This window comes from Streptomyces sp. NBC_01465 (genome assembly GCF_036227325.1).
GTDB lineage: Bacteria > Actinomycetota > Actinomycetes > Streptomycetales > Streptomycetaceae > Streptomyces.
In genome coordinates this window covers 2,544,771-2,562,041 of record NZ_CP109467.1, presented here as the reverse complement: position 1 = coordinate 2,562,041, position 17,271 = coordinate 2,544,771, and the positions used below count along the sequence as shown (strand labels likewise).

Genomic DNA, 17,271 nt, shown 5'->3' with positions numbered 1-17,271 from the left:
AGGAGAAGAACCACTGGGCAAGCGACAGCCCGAAGGCCCGCCGCCCGCACCGGCGGTGCAGCGCATCCGACTGCGCTACACCAAGCGCGGCCGCCTCCGGTTCACCAGCCACCGTGACTTCCAGCGCGCTTTCGAGCGTGCGCTGCGCCGGGCCGAGGTGCCCATGGCGTACTCGGCGGGCTTCACCCCGCACCCCAAGGTCTCGTACGCCAACGCCGCACCCACCGGCACGGGCAGCGAGGCCGAGTTCCTGGAGATCGCCCTCACCGAGGCGCGGGACCCGGAGAAGCTGCGGCTGCTGCTCGACGAGTCGATGCCGGTCGGCCTCGACATCGTCGACGCGGTCGAGGCAAGGACGTCGGGTCTCGCCGACCGGCTGACCGCGTCCGTATGGGAAATGACCCTGAACGGCGTCGAGTTCGAGGATGCCGAGAAGGCGGTGGCGGCTTTCAACGCTGCCGAGACCGTCGAGGTCCAGCGGCGTGCGAAGAACGGTCTGCGGACCTTCGACGCCCGCAGTGCTGTAGCGGAGCTCGAGGTCGTTCGTCCACAGCCTGATAGGCCGGTGGACGGGCCCTGTGCGATACTGCGGCTGGTTGTTCGGCACGTGACACCTGCCGTGCGACCCGACGACGTCCTGTCCGGTCTCACTGTTGTGGCCGACCTGGCGCCGCCGGTCCCCGCAGCGGTGACCAGGCTGGCGCAGGGGCTCTTCGACGAGGAGTCCGGCACGGTGACCGACCCGCTCGCGCCCGACCGCGAGGCTGCCCCGGCCGCTCCACCCACGGCCGCCGGGACTGCCGCCGCGACGGCGCCGGATGGTCCCGCCGCGTAAGGGCAGTCGTTGTAGCGCAGCCCTCGTATCCGGGAGCCACCTGGGTCGGGCAGCGCACTGACCAGGAGACTTTCGCCAGGCCGTACGCACAACGCGTACGGAACCGGCGAGCCAGACATCAGCTCCCGTGCGGCGCCCGCGCCCCGGACGAGCGGAACCGCGCACATCACGCGGACCGCGACGGACCGGACACAGACGCGGCGCCCGGGAGCGTGACGGGAGAACCGCCCGCATGCTCGAGCGAGAAGAATCCGGCAACGCCGGATCGAACGAAGACAACAACTCACCCAGCGACACGCTGCCGCCGCGCCGTCGGCGCCGTGCGGCGTCGCGTCCGGCCGGTCCGCCGGTCGGCGGGGCCACTGAATCGGCCGAGTCGGCTGCGCCGGCCATACCGGCCGCGGAGGGTACCGCGGCCGAGGCCCCCGAGGCGTCGGCGCCTGCTGTACGCCGCCGCGCGACCCGTAAGGCGACCGCTGCTGCCGGTGCGCCCAAGGCTGAGGCCGCTGAGACCGTAGAGACCGAGGCCGCAGAGCCCGCACCCCGTGGCCGTACACGCCGCCGTGCTTCCGCTCCGGCCGGTGCGCCGGTGGCTGAGGCCGCCGTGACCGCCGTATCGGCATCCGCGGACGAGCCGCAGGCCGCCGAGCCGGCCGAGTCTGCTGCTCCGCCGCGTGCCCGTCGCCGTGCGACGCGTTCGGTGAGCGCGCCCGCCGGTGCCCCCAAGACCACCGAGGCCGTGGAGGCCGTCGAGGTCGCCGCACCCGCCGAGACCGTGGCGCAGGACGTAGCCGCCGAGCCGGCCGAGTCTGCTGCTCCGCCGCGTGCCCGTCGTCGTGCGACGCGTTCGGTGAGCGCGCCCGCCGGTGCCCCGAAGGCCGCCGAGCCTGCCGAGATCGTCGTGGCCGCCGTGCCGGACGCCGCTCCGGTCGAGGAGGCCGAGGCGGCCCCTGAGCCTGCCGCGCCGTCCCGCCGCCGTGCCGCTCGTAAGGCCACCGCGCCTGCCGGTGCGCCGAAGGCCGCCGAGGCTGTCGAGGCTGCTGAGCCCGCACCCGTCGAGAGCGACGAGCCCGCGCCCCGTGGCCGTAACCGCCGCCGCGCCACCGCCCCCGCTGCCGCGCCCGTCGCCGAGCCGGCCGGGGAGAGCCTGCCCGAGGCCGTCGCCGAGACGCTGGCCGAGGAGAACGACTCTCCGTCGCGCAGCCGCAAGCGCCGTCGCGCCGAGGCGCCGCAGTTCACCGCGAAGGCGGAGGAGAAGCAGCCGGAGGAGAACGGGCGCTCGCGCCGCCGGGCCCAGCGGCCCGCCGTCGCCGTGTTCCAGGCCCCGGTCTTCACCGAGCCGATGTTCCAGACCCCGGAGTCCGCCGCGGCCGCTGCCGCCGCCCGGCCCGCAGAGGTCGAGGACGAGGAGGAGGTGGAGGAGACGGTCGTGGAGGCCGTGACCCCCGCCGAGACCGAGCAGCCCGCGTCGCAGGCGGGGTCGCGCAGCAGCCGTCGCCGTCGCCGTCGCGGTGAGCCCGCCGAGGCCGAGAAGGCCGTCGAGGCGGCTCCCGTGGAGGAGCCCGCGGTCGAGGAGCCCGTCGAGGCCGAGGTCGAGGCCGAGGACGGTCAGGACGCCGAGGAGTCGGACGAGTACGGCGACCGGCCTTCGCGCCGTCGCCGCCGCGGTGGCCGTCGCCGTCGCCGGGGCGAGCCCGCGGACGCGGACGAGCAGCAGGACGAGGACGCCGACGAAGCCGAGGCGCAGGCCGAGGCCGAGGAGCCGGAGGAGGACGACGAGGACGACAACTCCGCGTCGGGTTCCGCCAGCAGCCGTCGCCGTCGGCGTCGCCGCCGTCGCAGCGGTGACGCGTCGGGCGACGACGGTACGTCGGGGGCGGACGACCCGGAGCGTACGGTCGTCAAGGTCCGCGAGCCGCGCAAGAAGGAAGCCGAGCGCGAGCTGGGCACCGGCTTCGACGAGGTCCAGTCCATCAAGGGCTCGACCCGTATGGAGGCCAAGAAGCAGCGCCGCCGCGAGGGCCGCGAGCAGGGCCGCCGCCGGGTGCCGATCATCACCGAGGCCGAGTTCCTGGCGCGCCGCGAGGCCGTCGAGCGCGTGATGGTCGTGCGTCAGCACGGCGAGCGCACGCAGATCGGTGTGCTCGAGGACAACATCCTCGTCGAGCACTACGTCAACAAGGAGCAGTCGACCTCGTACGTCGGCAACGTCTACCTGGGCAAGGTCCAGAACGTGCTCCCGTCGATGGAGGCCGCGTTCGTCGACATCGGCAAGGGCCGCAACGCCGTCCTGTACGCAGGTGAGGTCAACTTCGAGGCGCTCGGCATGGCGCACGGTCCGCGCCGTATCGAGACCGCGCTCAAGTCGGGTCAGTCGGTTCTGGTGCAGGTCACCAAGGACCCGATCGGTCACAAGGGTGCCCGTCTGACCAGCCAGGTCTCGCTGCCCGGCCGCTACCTGGTGTACGTGCCCGAGGGCTCGATGACCGGGATCAGCCGCAAGCTGCCCGACACCGAGCGCGCGCGTCTGAAGACCATCCTCAAGAAGATCGTTCCCGAGGACGCGGGCGTCATCGTCCGTACCGCCGCGGAAGGCGCCAGCGAGGACGAGCTGCGCCGTGACGTGGAGCGTCTGCAGGCGCAGTGGGAGGACATCCAGAAGAAGGCGAAGAGCGGCGGCGCGTCCAACGCCCCGACCCTGCTCTACGGCGAGCCGGACATGACCGTCCGGGTCGTCCGCGACATCTTCAACGAGGACTTCTCGAAGGTCATCGTCAGTGGTGACGAGGCGTGGGAGACGATCTACGGGTACGTCGCCCATGTCGCCCCCGACCTGACCGACCGGCTCTCGCGCTGGACGTCGGAGGTCGACGTCTTCGCGACGTACCGGATCGACGAGCAGCTGATGAAGGCGCTGGACCGCAAGGTCTACCTGCCTTCGGGCGGCTCGCTGGTGATCGACAAGACCGAGGCGATGGTCGTCGTCGACGTCAACACCGGCAAGTTCACCGGTCAGGGCGGCAACCTCGAAGAGACCGTCACGAAGAACAACCTCGAGGCGGCCGAGGAGATCGTGCGGCAGCTTCGCCTGCGCGACCTCGGTGGCATCGTCGTCGTCGACTTCATCGACATGGTCCTGGAGTCCAACCGCGACCTGGTGCTGCGCCGTCTCCTGGAGTGCCTGGGACGCGACCGCACCAAGCATCAGGTGGCCGAGGTCACCTCGCTGGGTCTGGTCCAGATGACGCGCAAGCGCGTCGGCCAGGGCCTGCTCGAGTCCTTCTCCGAGACCTGTGTCCACTGCAACGGGCGCGGTGTCATCGTGCACATGGAGCAGCCGACGGCTTCGGGCGGCGGCGGCAACGGCACCGGCAAGCGCTCCAAGAAGCGTGGCGGCAGGGGCGGTTCGGACCACACGGACCACGTCGAGCACACGCACGAGCACGACACCCACGAGGACGAGCACGAGACGGAGGCCGAGCTGGCCGCCGAGGTGGCCGAGCCCGTGGCGCTGCCCGAGCCGTTCGCGCCGGACGAGGAGCTGTACAGCAGCGCCGCCGAGGCGGAGGCGGCCGCAGGCCGCGGCCGTGGCCGCCGCAGGGCGACCCGCAAGGCGTCGGCTCCGGCCGGTGCGCCGAAGATGGCGGCCGAGCCGGTGGTGGAGCACGCTCCGGAGCCGGTAGTCGAGCCCGAGCCCGCTCCGGTGGTCGAGCCCGAGCCGGTCGTCGAGTCCGGTGCAAGCACCGGCTCCACTGGAGCGGCTGACGCCGCGCCCCCCGCTGCGGCCCGTGGGCGCCGCAGGGCGACCCGCAAGGCGTCGGCCCCGGCCGGTGCGCCGAAGGCTGCGGAGGAGGTCGCTGAGGTCGTCGTAACAGAGGCGCCCAAGGTGGAGACCGCCCCCGAGCCGGTGGCCGAGCCCGTGGTCGAGGAGACCCCGGCCGAGGCGGCTCCGCCGCGTGCCCGCCGCCGTGCGACGCGCAAGGCGACCGCTCCCGCGGGTTCCCCGTCGGGTACGGCCGAGGCCGCTGTGGTCGTGGTGGACGCCCCGTCCGCCGAGGCCGAGCCGGAGGAGGCTCCGGCCAAGAAGACGGCCGCCCGCAAGACCGCCAAGAAGGCGACGGCCAAGAAGGCCGCCACCAAGAAGACGGCGGCTGCGAAGAAGACGGCCGCGAAGAAGACGACGGCGAAGAAGGCCACCGCGAAGAAGACCGCGGCGGCCGAGCAGACATCCCTCCCGGGGGTGTCGGCGGACGCCTCCGAGGCGTAATCGCCGTACGCAGCAAGACGGTGGGCCGTTCCTCGAACCGAGGGGCGGCCCACCGGCGGTTCGGGGGCCGGAGCCCTGGTGAGGCCGGCGGGAGCCGGTCGGGGCGGGGCCGGTTTGACCCCCTGTCGTGGGCCCCGTAACCTTGACCGTCGGCGTGTTTCCCTAAGCGTCGCACCCTTTGAGCAACTCACCTCCCGGCAATTCTTGCGGGGGAGGCCGTTCATCCAATCCGGATTGTCGTGGGCTTCTGGCCTGCGCGGGCGGCTGGCATCAGAGGTACCGGTTCCGAGCGAAAGAGAGTCCGCGTGTACGCCATCGTGCGCAGCGGTGGTCGCCAGCACAAGGTTGCTGTCGGCGACATCGTTGAGGTTGACAAGATTTCCACCGCCCTGGTTGGCGACACCGTAGAGCTCTCTACGCTGCTCGTTGTCGACGGCGACGCTGTGACCAGCGACCCGTGGGTCCTGGCCGGTATCAAGGTCACGGCCGAGGTCGTGGACCACCACAAGGGCGAGAAGATCGACATTCTCCGCTACAAGAACAAGACCGGCTACCGCCGTCGCCAGGGTCACCGTCAGCAGTACACGGCGATCAAGGTCACCGGTATCCCCGCGGCTGCGAAGTAAGGGAAGGGACTGAGACATGGCACACAAGAAGGGCGCATCGTCCACTCGGAACGGGCGCGATTCCAATGCTCAGCGGCTCGGCGTGAAGCGCTTCGGCGGTCAGGTCGTGCTTGCTGGTGAGATCCTGGTCCGCCAGCGCGGCACCCACTTCCACCCGGGCACGGGCGTCGGTCGCGGTGGCGACGACACCCTGTTCGCGCTGAACGCCGGTGCGGTCGAGTTCGGCACGCACCGTGGCCGCAAGGTCGTCAACATCGTTCCGGTCGTCGCCGCAGCCTGATTTCGGGCCGCGTCACTGCTGTAGAGCGATAGTCGAAGGCGGACCAGGTTTTCCCGTTGCGCACTGCGCAACGGGAATCTGGTCCGCCTTTGTCGTGTTAAGACGTTAGACATTCTGTTTTCCCTGTTTTCCCCGTTCCTGGAGGCACACCCATGACCACCTTCGTGGACCGCGTCGAGCTGCATGCCGCCGCGGGTAACGGAGGCCACGGCTGCGCCTCCGTACACCGTGAGAAGTTCACCCCGCTCGGCGGGCCCGACGGCGGGAACGGCGGGCGGGGCGGCGATGTGATCCTCGTCGTCGAGCAGGCCGTGACCACGCTGCTCGACTACCACCACTCACCGCACCGCAAGGCCACCAACGGCCAGCCCGGCGCCGGTGACAACCGCTCCGGCAAGGACGGTCAGGACCTGGTGCTGCCGGTGCCGGACGGGACCGTTGTCCTCGACAAGGACGGCAACGTACTGGCCGACCTGGTCGGGCAGGGGACCGTCTTCGTCGCGGGGCAGGGCGGGCGCGGCGGGCTCGGCAACCGTGCGCTGGCCTCCGCCCGGCGCAAGGCGCCCGGGTTTGCGCTGCTGGGTGAGCCGGGGGAGTCCCGGGACATCGTCCTCGAGCTCAAGACCGTCGCCGACGTCGCGCTGGTGGGCTACCCGAGTGCGGGCAAGTCTTCGCTCATTTCCGTACTGAGCGCTGCCAAGCCGAAGATCGCCGACTATCCGTTCACGACGCTCGTTCCGAACCTGGGCGTCGTGACCGCGGGGTCGACCGTTTACACCATCGCCGACGTTCCTGGGCTCATCCCGGGCGCCAGCCAGGGCAAGGGGCTCGGTCTTGAGTTCCTGCGGCACGTGGAGCGCTGCTCGGTGCTCGTGCACGTACTGGACACGGCGACTCTTGAGTCGGAGCGCGACCCGGTCTCGGACCTCGATGTCATCGAGGCCGAGCTGAAGCAGTACGGCGGGCTCGAGGACCGGCCGCGCATTGTGGTGCTCAACAAGATCGACATTCCCGACGGCAAGGATCTCGCCGAGATGATCCGGCCCGATCTGGAGGCCCGCGGCTACCAGGTATTCGAGGCGTCGGCCGTTGCACGGACGGGTCTGAAGGAGCTGTCCTTCGCGCTCGCTGGCATCATCGCCGAGGCGCGTGCGGCCAAGCCCCTCGACGAGACGACTCGTATCGTCATCCGGCCCAAGGCCGTGGACGACGCGGGCTTCACCGTCAAGCTGGACGAGGAAGGCATCTACCGGGTGCGCGGCGAGAAGCCGGAGCGCTGGGTGCGCCAGACCGACTTCAACAACGACGAGGCCGTCGGCTATCTCGCGGACCGCCTCAACCGTCTCGGTGTCGAGACCGAGCTGCTCAAGGCCGGTGCGAAGTCCGGCGACGGCGTTGCCATCGGTACGGACGAGAATTCCGTGGTGTTCGACTGGGAGCCGTCGATGACGGCCGGCGCCGAAATGCTGGGCCGTCGTGGCGAGGACCACCGCCTCGAAGCGCCGCGCCCCGCGGCCACGCGCCGTCGCGACCGCGAGGCGGAGCGGGACGAGGCGCAGCAGGAGTACGACGACTTCAAGCCCTTCTAGGTGCCGTTTGCCCCGGATGTCCGGCTCGTTCTCGTCGGGTCGGGCATCCGGGGCTGTGGCATCGGTCACGCCCCGTCGCGGTGATGGACCGGCACTGTCCTGACCTGGGAGTGAACGCCCGGTATCGCGGGGGTTGTGGGCGGACGGCGTCCGCCTTGCGAGACGGTCACGGAGAGTGCGACCATCACACTTGTTCCCTAGTCATCGCAAGGTAGGTCGTCTGTGTCTGTGCAGCACAAAGCAACCAAGCCCCGCACTACAGCAGTCGTGCTCGCCGGTGGTACCGGTCAGCGCGTGGGTCTGTCCATCCCCAAGCAGCTGCTGAAGATCGCCGGCAAGGCTGTCATCGAGCACACGCTGACGATCTTCCAGAACGCGGAAGACATCGACGACGTCATCGTGCTCATGGCCCCGGGCTATGTGCCGGACATCGAGAAGATCGTCGCCAAGGCCGGTCTGACCAAGGTCACGCGGATCATCGAAGGCGGCTCGACCCGTAACGAGACCACCGAGCGTGCCATCGCGGCCCTCGGCGAGGGTCTCGCGGAGGGCGAGGACCGCAACGTCCTCTTCCACGACGCGGTCCGTCCGCTGCTGTCGCAGCGTGTCATCAAGGACTGCGTGGAGGCGCTGGAGCGCTACCAGGCCGTCGACGTCGCCATCCCGTCCGCGGACACGATCATCGTGACGCGTACGCACGGTGAGGACGGCGAGTTCATCACCGAGGTCCCCGACCGCTCGCGTCTGCGCCGCGGCCAGACCCCGCAGGCCTTCAAGCTCTCGACGATCCGCAGGGCGTACGAGATCGCCGACGGCGACCCGAACTTCCAGGCGACCGACGACTGCACCGTGGTGCTCAAGTACCTCCCCGACGTGCCGATCTACGTCGTCGCGGGCGACGAGTACAACATGAAGGTCACCCAGCCCGTCGACGTCTTCATCGCCGACAAGCTGTTCCAGCTGGCCTCCACCGCCGCCCCCCGCCAGGCCGACGAGGCCGCCTACCGCGAGCTGCTCGCCGGCAAGACGCTGGTCGTCTTCGGCGGTTCGTACGGCATCGGCGCGGACATCGCGGAGCTCGCCAAGAACTACGGCGCCAGCGTCTACGCGCTCGGCCGCTCCACCACCGGCACGCACGTCGACAACCCGGAGCACGTCGACGACGCGCTCTCCAAGGCGTACGCCGAGACCGGCCGCGTCGACTTCGTCGTCAACACCGCGGGCGTCCTGCGCATCGGCAAGCTCGCCGAGACCGACAACGCCACCATCGAGGAGGCGCTGCGGGTCAATTACCTGGCGCCGGTGCAGATCGCCCGTGCCTCGTACAAGTACCTGGCCGAGACCAAGGGCCAGCTGCTGCTCTACACGTCCTCCAGTTACACGCGCGGCCGCGCCGAGTACAGCCTGTACTCCTCCACCAAGGCCGCCATGGTCAACCTGACCCAGGCGCTGGCCGACGAGTGGGCGGGCGACGACATCCGCGTCAACTGCGTCAACCCCGAGCGGACCGCGACCCCCATGCGCACCAAGGCCTTCGGCCAGGAGCCCGAGGGTTCGCTGCTGTCCTCCGAGGCGGTGGCCAGGACTTCTCTGGACGTGCTGCTCTCCGAGCTCACCGGCCACGTCATCGACGTACGGCAGCAGGACCCGACGCGCGAGGCGAGCGAGACGTCGGACTTCGAAGCTGCGCTGGCCTCGGTCCTGGACCGTCAGGGCGATGTGTAATAATCGCTGAATTATGAATTAGTCGGGCCTCTGTGATCGCTATCCGCGCGCATCGCAGAGGCCCGAATTCGTGAAGCTCCACCTTCACATATCCCACAAAGTGTGACCCCACTGGAGCAGGTTTCTTCGTGATCTCGTCAGCCATCCGAATGGCCCGTGTGGGCAGCGGCGCAGAGCTCGCCGCCGCGATCCTCATGGTGCTCGGCTATCCGTGCGTGATGATCGCCGCACTGATTCCGAACATCTGGTTTTTCGCAGCTGCCACTGCTGCGACGTACATAGGCGACTGGTATCTGCACTACCGCGGCAGCTATCTCATCAACCGTCTGGCCAAGGTCCGGGCCGGGCTGTCGATCCGGTTCCTGCTGCGTGAGCTGCTGCTCGTCCTGCTGCTCGCGCGCCTGGACCTCGCCGAGGCGAACGTCTACTACGCGGCGGTCGCCTGCTTCCTGATCTTCTACGGCATCCAGGCGGCACACGGCACCCTGACCACCCTCATCCGGCTCCGCCGCACCATGCCGGTGGTCACCCGGAACGTGGACCTCGCGGGTCTGCGCATCCCCGACGCCCCGCCGCAGCGGCTGCTGTTCCGCGCGGCCGAGAAGATGCTCTACCTCGACATCTTCGCGGTGGTCGGGCTGCTGATCGCCGCCCAGAGCGGCAACCACACCTTCGGGTACGTCGGCATCATCGCCACCCTCGGCTGCGGGGCGCTCTACATCGCCATACTGCTGCCGAACATCCGCAAGAGCCGTCTGGTGCCCGGCGACACCAAGGTGCTGAAGGCCCTGGACAAGTGGCTGGCCTCGTACAAGCCGACCGTGGCGCTGTACTTCTCCGGCTCCAAGGACTCCGCTTACCAGGTCAACATGTGGCTCGAGACGATGGCGAAGACCGACGGGAAGCCGCTGGTCATCCTGCGCGAGCGCAATATCGTCCCGCAGCTCGCCTCGACCTCCGTGCCGGTCGTCTGTGTGCCGGGCGGGGTGCACCTGATGAACATGAACCTCTCGACGGTGCGCGTCGCGCTGTACGCGGCCAACGTCGGCAAGAACATCCACCTGCTCCGGGTGCCCACCATGAAGCACGTCTTCATCGGGCACGGCGACAGCGACAAGCTCGCCAGCGTCAACCCGTTCAGCAAGGCGTACGACGAGGTGTGGACCGCGGGCCGGGCCGGCCGCGACCGGTACGCGCTGGCCGACGTCGGTGTGCGCGACGAGGACATCGTCGAGGTGGGCCGCCCGCAGCTGGCGCCCATCAAGACCTGGAGCGGCAAGCCCGGGAACCCCGTCCCGACCGTGCTGTACGCACCCACCTGGGAGGGCTGGGACAACCAGCCCGGCAACACCTCCCTGATCCTGGCCGGCGAGAACATCGTCCGGCGGCTCCTGGAGGCCGAGCAGCCCGTCCGCGTGCTGTACAAGCCGCACCCCTTCACCGGCACCGTCAACGCCAAGGCGGGGGCCGCCCACGCCCGTATCACCGCCATGGTGGAGAAGGCCGCCGCCGATCGCGCCGCCGACGCCCGCTGGGCCAAGGAGTCCGAGGCCGGGCAGAGCGAGCGGGACGCGGCCAAGGCCGACCTGGCCCGGATCGACGCCCTGCTGGCCGAGCTGACCGGCGGCACGGGCCGTACGGCGGGCGACGAGGCCGAGGAGTCGCGGGACGCGAAGGTCGACCCGGAGCGCGAGGCGGAGATCGCCCGGCTGAAGGGCCAGTGGAACGACGCGTACTGGCGCTCCTTCGGCTGGTGGGAGCACAAGGTCGTCACCGGTGCGGGACCTGCGCTGTACGACTGCTTCAACGAGTCGGACGGCATGGTCTCGGACATCTCCAGCGTGGTGTCCGACTTCATCGCGAGCGGCAAGCCGTACGCGGTCACCGACTCCGCGGAGCTCGGCGAGGCGGAGTTCAAGCGGCAGAACACCGCGGTCCGGGCAGCGGTCGTCCTCTCCAACTCGGCAGAAGAGATCGGGGAGTTCCTCGGCGCGATCACCGACTCGGCCGCCGACCCGATGGCGGACGAGCGGCGCGAGCTGAAGCAGTATCTGCTGGGCCCCGACGAGCCGACCTCGATCGAGCAGTACAACGCCGCGGTACGGGCGCTGGTCGTCAGGGCCGAGGCGCGCAACCAGGGCGTTGCCCAGCGCACCGGTGATCCGTCGGCGGCTCCCGGGCTGAACGACTCGGACGAGACCGACGTCGACACGGCCGTGGCGGGCTGACCGTAACGTCACCTTTCGTCACTCTCTGTGGCCGTCCTCGCTCTCTGCGAGGGCGGCCACAGGCTGTTCAAACGCGCGACGGATAAGATTCGCCCAAAGGACCTCGACTGTCCGGCCAGAACTGCTCATCGGAACGGGAAATCGTGAAGGCACTCATACTCTCCGGCGGGGCGGGCACCCGCCTGCGCCCCATCACGCACACCTCGGCCAAGCAGCTCGTGCCGGTGGCCAACAAGCCGGTGCTCTTCTACGGCATCGAGGCCATCGCCGACGCGGGCATCACCGAGATCGGGATCGTCGTCGGCGACACGGCCGACGAGATCCGCGAGGCCGTCGGTGACGGCTCGCGCTTCGGTGTGAAGGTCACCTACATCCCGCAGGACGCGCCGCTGGGCCTGGCCCACGCCGTACTGATCGCCAAGGACTTCCTGGGCGACGACGACTTCGTGATGTACCTCGGTGACAACTTCATCGTCGGCGGCATCACCGGACTGGTCGAGGGCTTCCGCGCCGACCGCCCGGCCGCCCAGATCCTTCTCACCAAGGTCCCCAACCCCACCTCCTTCGGTGTCGCCGAGCTCGACGCCGACGGCCGTGTGGTGGCCCTGGAGGAGAAGCCGAAGGTCCCCAAGAGCGACCTGGCGCTGGTCGGCGTCTACCTCTTCACCCCGGCGATCCACGAGGCCGTACGGTCCATCGAGCCGTCCTGGCGCGGCGAGCTGGAGATCACGCACGCCATCCAGTGGCTGATCGACGAACAGCGCGACGTCCGCTCCACCACCATCTCCGGGTACTGGAAGGACACCGGCAATGTCACCGACATGCTGGAGGTCAACCGGTCCGTCCTGGAGACCGTGGAGCCCGTGATCGAGGGCACCGTCGACGAGACCAGCGAGATCATCGGCCGCGTCCGGGTCGAGGCCGGGGCCAAGGTCAGCGGTTCGCGCATCGTCGGACCCGCGATCATCGGTGCGGACACCGTGATCAGTGACGCGTACGTCGGTCCGTTCACCTCCGTCTCGGAGGGGTGCCGGATCGAGGACAGCGAGATCGAGTACTCCATCGTCCTGGCGCGCGCCTCCATCACGGGCGTGCGCCGCGTCGAGGCCTCGCTCATCGGCCGCGACGTCGAGGTGACCCCCGCTCCCCGTAACCCCGCAGCCCACCGACTCGTGCTCGGCGACCACAGCAAGGTGCAGATCTCTTCATGACGACAAAGATTCTGGTGACCGGCGGAGCCGGTTTCATCGGCTCGCACTACGTCCGTACGGTTCTCGGCGCCGAGGGCCCGGGCGACGTGGCGATCACGGTGCTCGACAAGCTCACCTACGCCGGCAATCCGGCCAACCTCGACGAGGTCCGCGACCACGAGGGCTTCGCCTTCGTCGAGGGCGACATCTGCGACCCCGAGCTCGTCGGCAAGCTGATGGCCGAGCACGACCAGGTGGTGCACTTCGCCGCCGAGTCGCACGTCGACCGCTCCATCGACGGGGGCGCGGAGTTCGTCCGTACGAACGTCGTGGGCACCCACACCCTGATCGACGCCGCCCACCGGGCCGGCATCAAGACCTTCGTGCACATCTCCACGGACGAGGTCTACGGGTCGATCGACGAGGGCTCCTGGCCCGAGACCCACCCGCTCGAGCCGAACTCGCCGTACTCCTCGGCGAAGGCCTCCAGCGACCTGATCGCGCTGTCGTACCACCGCACGCACGGTCTCGACGTGCGGGTGACCCGCTGCTCCAACAACTACGGGCACCACCACTTCCCGGAGAAGGTCATCCCCCTCTTCGTGACGAACCTGCTGGACGGCAAGAAGGTCCCGCTGTACGGCGACGGCGCCAACGTCCGCGACTGGCTGCACATCGACGACCACGTCCAGGGCATCGAGCTGGTCCGTACCAAGGGCCGCGCCGGCGAGGTCTACAACATCGGCGGCGGCACCGAGCTCTCCAACAAGGAGCTCACCGGGCTGCTGCTCGACGCGTGCGGCGCGAACTGGGACGAGAGCGTGGAGTACGTCGAGGACCGCAAGGGCCACGACCGCCGCTACTCGGTGGACTGCACCAAGATCCGCGAGGAGCTCGGTTACGTCCCGCGCAAGAGCTTCGAGCAGGGCCTGGCCGAGACGGTGCAGTGGTACCGCGACAACCGCGCCTGGTGGGAGCCGCTGAAGGAGCGCGCCGCTCTCTAGCCGACGCGCGACCACTGAAGGACCCCCGCCCGCCGGGGCGGAAGATTGCATTCATGTTCCGTGCAACCAACTTCCGCCCCGGCGAGTCTGTTTGTGCGTACACGCACATGACAGGGGAAGGCTGCACCATGAACAAGAGGCGAACTCGGCTGTCGGTCCTGGCAGTTGGGGTGGTCGGGGGCCTGGTGGGCCTGCTGGCCGTCGGCGGTACGGGAACGGCTTCCGCGGCCCCGGCGGTCAAGGCCTCCGTACAGGACGACTTCAACGGTGACGGGTACGCGGACCTCGCCGTCAGCGGCACCCGAGGCACGGTGAGCGGTCTGGCCGACGCCGGGTACGCGGCGGTGATGTACGGCGGCCCGCACGGTCTGTCCACCACGAGCCGCGTCGTGATCAGCCGCGCCACGACCGGAATCCCGGGCAACCCGGAGGAGGGCGTGGGCTTCGGGTACGCCCTCTCGCACGGTGACCTGGACGGCGACGGCTACGCCGACCTCGTCATCAGCGGCATCGGCGGCGAGGACTCTGTCATCGTCTGGGGCTCCCCGAGCGGGCTGTCCAGCGGCACCTCCGTACCGAACTACCGCTCGCTCTCCCAGGTCGGCGACTTCAACGGCGACGGCAAGACGGACGTGGCGCTCTTCCGCACCACGCACGCCGGGCACGACGACCCGTCCGGGACGCAGTCGGTGATCTGGTACGGACCGATCTCGCGGGCCGGCAAGCCCACCAGGACGGCGGCCTTCGGCGACGACTCGATCAGCGCCACCGAGATCCAGTCGGCCTCGAGCGGGGACGTCGACCACGACGGTTACGCGGACCTCGCGGTCGGTGCGTACTCCGGCGAGGGGACCGACAGCACGTACCTCTTGTACGGCAGCGCGACCGGACTGGCCAAGAAGTCCGATGGCCCGACCTACTGGGCCAACGGCACGGCCGCGCTGGGTGATGTGAACGGCGACGGCTTCGACGACTTCGTCGCCGGAGACGTGAACGGCGCCGTCCAGGTCGCCTACGGGTCCACGTCGGGCCTCGGCACTGCTGTGAAGAGGATCGACCAGAACTCGCCTGGCGTCCCGGGAGCCAACGAGGGCGCAGACGGCTTCGGCAGCTCGATCGCCGTCGGCGACGTGACCGGCGACGGCATCGATGACGTGGCGGTGGGCGCGCCCGGCGAGGCGATCGGCACCATCGCCGACACGGGCGCCGTGACCCTGCTGAAGGGTTCGAAGAGCGGGCTGAGCGGGACCGGATCGCAGGCCTTCAACCAGGACACCGCGGCCGTTCCCGGCGCCGCCGAGAAGGGGGACCGCTTCGGCTATGCGGTCCACCTCGTCGACATCAACGGCAACGGCTACGCGGACCTGGCCGCCTCGGCCGCCGGCGAGGACGCGTGGAACGGCGCGGCCTGGCTGCTGCGCGGACGCCCGGAGGGCATCACCACCGACGCCGCGCTGCTCTTCGGACCGAAGGGGATCGGGGCACCCGCCACGAAGACGTGGTTCGGGTACGTCCTGGGCTGACTAGGCTCAGTGCGGTAAACGGAATGACGGAGAGCGGAGCAGTATGAGCGGCAGCTGGTTGATCACCGGAGCGGGCGGAATGCTCGGACAGGACGTCCTGGCCCGGCTGGCCGAGGACGGCGAGCAGGCCGTGGGTCTGGACCGCGCGGCGCTCGACATCACGGACGCGGCCGCCGTACGCGCCGCCCTGGCCGAGCACCGCCCGGCCGTCGTGGTGAACTGCGCCGCCTGGACGGCGGTGGACGACGCCGAGACCCGTGAGGACGAGGCGCTGCGGATCAACGGAGACGGTCCGCGGCGCCTCGCCGAGGCATGCGCGGAGCAGGGCGTCGTCCTGCTCCAGGTCTCCACGGACTACGTCTTCGCGGGCGACGGCGAGAAGCCGTACCCGGAGGACGCCCCCACGGGCCCGCGCAGCGCCTACGGGCGCACCAAGCTGGCGGGGGAGCAGGCCGTGCTCGAACTGCTCCCCGAGGCCGGTTACGTGGTCCGTACAGCCTGGCTGTACGGGGCGGGCGGCCCCAACTTCGTCCGTACGATGATCAAGCTCGAAGGCATCAAGGACACCTTGGACGTCGTGGACGACCAGCGCGGCCAGCCGACCTGGACCGCCGATCTGGCCGACCGCCTGGTCCTGCTGGGCCGGGGCGCCCTCGCGGGGACCGCGCCGGCCGGTGTCTACCATGGCACCAGCAGCGGCGAGACGACCTGGTTCGGCTTCACCCGGGCCATTTTCGAGGCGCTGGGCGCCGACCCCGAGCGGGTCCGCCCGACCACCAGTGCGGCTTTTGTGCGGCCGGCTCCGCGGCCCGCGTACAGCGTGCTGGGGCACGACCGGTGGGCGGAGGCGGGAATCGAGCCGATTCAGGACTGGTCCACAGCTCTGCGACAGGCGATGCCGGGACTCCGCACAAACAGCTGACCTGCAGGTGTTTACGGACGGCCCTCTCACGCAGTAAGTTCTTGCGAAATTAAGCCAGTTGACTTTTGCGCGAGGGCGGCCGTTCCCGTTGCTCCGTCGCGCCCACCTCATCGAGTGCTTTGCGTGAAGGAGATCAGCACGATGCCGGCTCGTTCGACCGTAAAGAAAACCGTCAGGGCTGTTGTCGGCGAGAAGGGCTGGAAGGCGCTCCGCCGATACAAGCGCAAGTTGTCCGGAGCCCCGGCCCCGGCACCGCGTCCGGCACCCAAGCCGACGGGTGTCGCCGCCATCTCGGACGACCTGTGCAAGCTCGCCGCCCACTTCAAGACGGACAAGTGGGGCGGACACCGGTACGCGCAGCATTACCAGCGTCATCTGCAGCACCTGAAGAACGACTCGTTCAACCTGCTGGAAATCGGTATCGGCGGTTACAACCGTGCCGGTCAGGGTGGCGCCTCGCTGCGTATGTGGAAGCACTTCTTCCCGAATGCGCAGATCTTCGGCATGGACATCCAGGACAAGTCGCATGTCGACGAGGACCGCGTCACGACGTTCATCGGCGACCAGTCGGACCCCGGTTCGCTGACCGGCATCGCCGCCAAGATCGGGACGCTCGACGTCATCATCGACGACGGCAGCCACCGCAGCCCGCACGTCATCACGTCGTTCGAGACGCTCTTTCCTCTGCTCAAGGACGGTGGAATTTACGCCGTCGAGGACACGCAGTCGTCCTACTGGCCGGAATGGGAGGGCAGTGACGACCGGAATGCCCCGAATACGAGCATGGGGCTGCTGAAGCGTCTCGCGGACGGCCTGAATTACGAGGAGTTCGTCGACGCCGACTATGAGCCGTCGTATACGGATCTCAACATCGTGAGCATGCACTTCTACCACAATCTCGTGATCATCGAGAAGGGGAAGAACGCGGAAGGCACGAACAAGAAGCGGATTCTCAAGACCCGTTACAGCGAGGAAGGCGTCAAGGGGTAGTCGCTTGCGCACCCTCTGAAGGGGCGGCGAAATCCAGGCCGAAGGGCCGGGTTCGCCGCCCCTTGCCGTGCCCCGGTCCTGTCCGGTCCCGC

At 69.3% G+C, this 17,271-nt stretch carries 12 protein-coding genes; all 12 read left to right on the top strand.

Features of this window, described 5'->3' with window-relative positions:
- Positions 1 to 55: 55 nt before the first annotated feature.
- The 12 genes from OG707_RS11785 to OG707_RS11730 all read left to right on the top strand — a co-directional run bounded on the left by OG707_RS11785 (position 56) and on the right by OG707_RS11730 (position 17,179).
- Positions 56 to 835, top strand: a complete 780-nt coding sequence (locus OG707_RS11785) for a TIGR03936 family radical SAM-associated protein (protein WP_329117228.1) — start codon at positions 56 to 58, stop codon at positions 833 to 835.
- A 232-nt stretch (positions 836 to 1,067) separates the two neighbouring features.
- A complete protein-coding gene (locus tag OG707_RS11780; RefSeq protein ID WP_329117227.1) occupies positions 1,068 to 5,102 on the top strand; it encodes an Rne/Rng family ribonuclease in 4,035 nt (1,344 codons plus the stop codon).
- 305 nt (positions 5,103 to 5,407) lie between these two features.
- Entirely contained in the window at positions 5,408 to 5,728 is a 321-nt protein-coding gene (rplU, locus tag OG707_RS11775; protein ID WP_329117225.1) for a 50S ribosomal protein L21, read from the top strand.
- Positions 5,729 to 5,744: 16 nt separating this feature from the next.
- Entirely contained in the window at positions 5,745 to 6,008 is a 264-nt protein-coding gene (rpmA, locus tag OG707_RS11770; protein WP_329117224.1) for a 50S ribosomal protein L27, read from the top strand.
- A 152-nt stretch (positions 6,009 to 6,160) separates the two neighbouring features.
- Entirely contained in the window at positions 6,161 to 7,597 is a 1,437-nt protein-coding gene (gene obgE, locus OG707_RS11765) for a GTPase ObgE (RefSeq protein ID WP_329117223.1), read from the top strand.
- A gap of 222 nt (positions 7,598 to 7,819) precedes the next feature.
- Positions 7,820 to 9,322, top strand: a complete 1,503-nt coding sequence (locus tag OG707_RS11760) for a bifunctional cytidylyltransferase/SDR family oxidoreductase (RefSeq protein WP_329117220.1) — start codon at positions 7,820 to 7,822, stop codon at positions 9,320 to 9,322.
- Positions 9,323 to 9,450: 128 nt separating this feature from the next.
- Positions 9,451 to 11,550 carry a hypothetical protein gene (locus OG707_RS11755; RefSeq protein WP_329117218.1) on the top strand — a complete coding sequence of 700 codons (2,100 nt, stop codon included), beginning with the start codon at positions 9,451 to 9,453 and terminating at the stop codon, positions 11,548 to 11,550.
- Positions 11,551 to 11,693: 143 nt separating this feature from the next.
- Positions 11,694 to 12,761, top strand: a complete 1,068-nt coding sequence (locus OG707_RS11750) for a glucose-1-phosphate thymidylyltransferase (protein WP_329117215.1) — start codon at positions 11,694 to 11,696, stop codon at positions 12,759 to 12,761.
- Positions 12,758 to 13,744, top strand: a complete 987-nt coding sequence (gene rfbB, locus OG707_RS11745; RefSeq protein ID WP_329117213.1) for a dTDP-glucose 4,6-dehydratase — start codon at positions 12,758 to 12,760, stop codon at positions 13,742 to 13,744. Before OG707_RS11750 ends, rfbB begins: the two co-directional genes overlap by 4 nt.
- Before the next feature lie 128 nt (positions 13,745 to 13,872).
- Positions 13,873 to 15,267 carry a VCBS repeat-containing protein gene (locus OG707_RS11740; protein WP_329117211.1) on the top strand — a complete coding sequence of 465 codons (1,395 nt, stop codon included), beginning with the start codon at positions 13,873 to 13,875 and terminating at the stop codon, positions 15,265 to 15,267.
- Positions 15,268 to 15,310: 43 nt separating this feature from the next.
- On the top strand, positions 15,311 to 16,189 hold the full coding sequence (gene rfbD / locus OG707_RS11735) for a dTDP-4-dehydrorhamnose reductase (protein ID WP_329117209.1): 879 nt from the start codon (positions 15,311 to 15,313) through the stop codon (positions 16,187 to 16,189).
- Positions 16,190 to 16,312: 123 nt separating this feature from the next.
- Positions 16,313 to 17,179, top strand: coding sequence for a hypothetical protein (locus OG707_RS11730; RefSeq protein WP_329117207.1), 867 nt, complete (start codon positions 16,313 to 16,315; stop codon positions 17,177 to 17,179).
- Positions 17,180 to 17,271 lie beyond the last annotated feature (92 nt).

What these genes read in the sequence shown, in the direction of transcription:
- obgE (WP_329117223.1), top strand. Translation starts at nt 6,161, where the DNA reads ATGACCACCTTCGTGGACCGCGTCGAGCTGCATGCCGCCGCGGGTAAC.
- rpmA (WP_329117224.1), top strand. Translation starts at nt 5,745, where the DNA reads ATGGCACACAAGAAGGGCGCATCGTCCACTCGGAACGGGCGCGATTCC.
- rfbB (WP_329117213.1), top strand. Translation starts at nt 12,758, where the DNA reads ATGACGACAAAGATTCTGGTGACCGGCGGAGCCGGTTTCATCGGCTCG.
- OG707_RS11780 (WP_329117227.1), top strand. Translation starts at nt 1,068, where the DNA reads ATGCTCGAGCGAGAAGAATCCGGCAACGCCGGATCGAACGAAGACAAC.
- OG707_RS11740 (WP_329117211.1), top strand. Translation starts at nt 13,873, where the DNA reads ATGAACAAGAGGCGAACTCGGCTGTCGGTCCTGGCAGTTGGGGTGGTC.
- rfbD (WP_329117209.1), top strand. Translation starts at nt 15,311, where the DNA reads ATGAGCGGCAGCTGGTTGATCACCGGAGCGGGCGGAATGCTCGGACAG.